The sequence below is a fragment of the SAR324 cluster bacterium genome (genome assembly GCA_029245725.1).
Lineage (GTDB): Bacteria > SAR324 > SAR324 > SAR324 > NAC60-12 > JCVI-SCAAA005.
In genome coordinates this window covers 1-2,120 of sequence record JAQWOT010000193.1, presented here as the reverse complement: position 1 = coordinate 2,120, position 2,120 = coordinate 1, and the positions used below count along the sequence as shown (strand labels likewise).

At 49.2% G+C, this 2,120-nt stretch carries 1 protein-coding gene; it reads right to left on the bottom strand.

Translation table 11 applies throughout. The features are described 5' to 3' along the window. On the bottom strand, positions 1–2,115 hold a 2,115-nt coding region (locus P8O70_10230), incomplete at its 3' end, for an Ig-like domain-containing protein (protein ID MDG2197248.1). Between the last annotated feature and the right edge of the window lie 5 nt (positions 2,116–2,120).

Here is a 2,120-nt window from a genome sequence, read left to right as displayed (position 1 = left end):
GTCCAGATTCCATTGCCCACTGACAGTTTGGTTGTCACTGGCTTTTTTAAGCTGAAGATTAGCCAGCGGATAGCTACTGGGCAAACTTTGTGGGTACTTGATTTTGAGACCAGCATAGGCATTGATGGTTGGGTTGCTCTGATTATCGACTCTGGTCTGTCCGTCATAGAGCCAGGCGCGATAAACGGTTCTGGTGGAAGTCAGGTTGTCAATGTTTCCAGCCTTGTCTCTCAGCCATAGATAGAGTGCGTGCTGCCTTGTGTTGCTGGTGTTGTCGAGTAGCAGGGAGTAGAGCAGGTTTGGCTGGGCTCGGACCCAGCCACTGCCGTAGGCATTGGGGGTGCTGCTGTTATCAAGTTGTGCCAGAAAGAAATGAGTGTCGTTGTCAGTTGTGTTGAGCTTGAGGCTCAAGCCGTTGAAGGAGTGACCGAGGTTATTCAGCCCAACGGTGGTCTTACTGGTATCCGGCGTTGCATTATCAAAGCGAATCTTGAAGGGGAAGCCCCAGCCAATGTTTCCAGCCCGATCCTGAACCCAGAGGGTGTGACTCTGCTCGGTACTCTGGCTCAAGTTGTCAAAACGAAAGGTTTGGTTGTCCCAGTTGGGCAGCAGCTGGTTGAAGTCACTGAAAGAGGCACAATTGGTCGTGTTGAGACCGGAGTTATCAAAGATGGTTGAGTTGCCGGCAGCAAAAGCCTGCAGAGTAGGCTTGTGAACACAGTTGAAGGAGAGATTGCCCTTCGTAATGTTATCCCAGAGATTCTGGCGAGTTGGGTTGTCGATTGAATTGCTGGAGAACCTCTTCCAGGTTTCTAAGTCTTCAGCTGGATACGTGTTAGCCGGGGTGATCAGATGCCGCCAGGATCCACTGAGGTTGTCCTTGGCCATAATCAGGTAGGGTAGAGCCTCCTGATTGGTAGCCTCCGGCAGGGTCAATCCCCCCACGGGTGGGCTGTAATCATAGATCAGGCTCAGACTTTGGTTATCAAAGGGTGGCAGTGTCTGATTGTCAGCGCGGTAGAAGACCTGGACGGTTTGGTTGCCTTGAGCACCACTAAGTACAAAAGGAGTCCGGACTGGGTAGAAGAGGGGCAGTTGCCACTCCCTTTCAGCAGGAGTTGAAGTATTATCACTCAGCCGGTATTGAGAGGCCCCCTCACCCACTTGGAGCAAGATGACCCTACTTCGAGTGTAGTTGTCATTGAATTCTCCGATGTGCTGCAGTGAGGCGCTATTGGTGGCTGTAGAGTTACCGGTGTTGAAACTCCAGCTAATGTTGTCATTGCCAATATTCTCAAGTGACTGGAGGCTGTCTTTGACAAGTGTGGCAGTGTATGAGGTGTTGTTATCCAGCAGGGAGTTGGGCAAACAATGAACGCTGGCAGCCCAAAGAGAAGGTGAACAAGAGACAAGGCTCTGATTGCCACTGTAGCGTAACTCAAATTGGAGATCGTGCTTTATTTCTGCCTTGAGCGCGTACCCGCCAGCGCCAGTATCCCTAATATAACTTGAGAAGGACGAATTTGCCCAATTGAATAGAGTATTGGTGTAGATGTAATATTCGCTCCAATAGAGATCAGATGATTTAAATGAGACATTGTCATCCCAAAGATCGAACAATTGAAGTTTCGTTACCTTTGAATTGATTAATCCATGAGTGAATTTCCGATTATCAATACCAACTCTATACCTGCCATTGTTAGCGTCATATGGGTAAACGACTACCCACTCAACACTCCCTCCAACAGTAGTCAGTTTAGTTCCCTCAAAGAGAGGCCCTTCAAAGGTCAGGGTTGGAATAGTGTTGCGAGCAACTCCGGTGGCATTGTCCTGGGGTTCTTTCTGAATCACTCTTGGAAATTTGTTGGTGCTTTTATCTCCGGTGGTAAAACTCCAGGAGTAGTTGTTTAGAAGTTTCTGTCCAGACTGGCTCTTTAAGCCTGCAGATGCGGTGGCCTGGTAAGTCGTCTTTTGATTGAGGTTGATTGTAGGTTTGAAGAGCAACCAGTTTCTCTTCACTGAGACGGTGCCTGTGACGGCATGGCCTTGGTTGTCAGTAAGGACCAGGCTGCTTGCAGAGATCGAACTACTGCGGAGGTTTTCAGCAAAGGCCAAGCCGA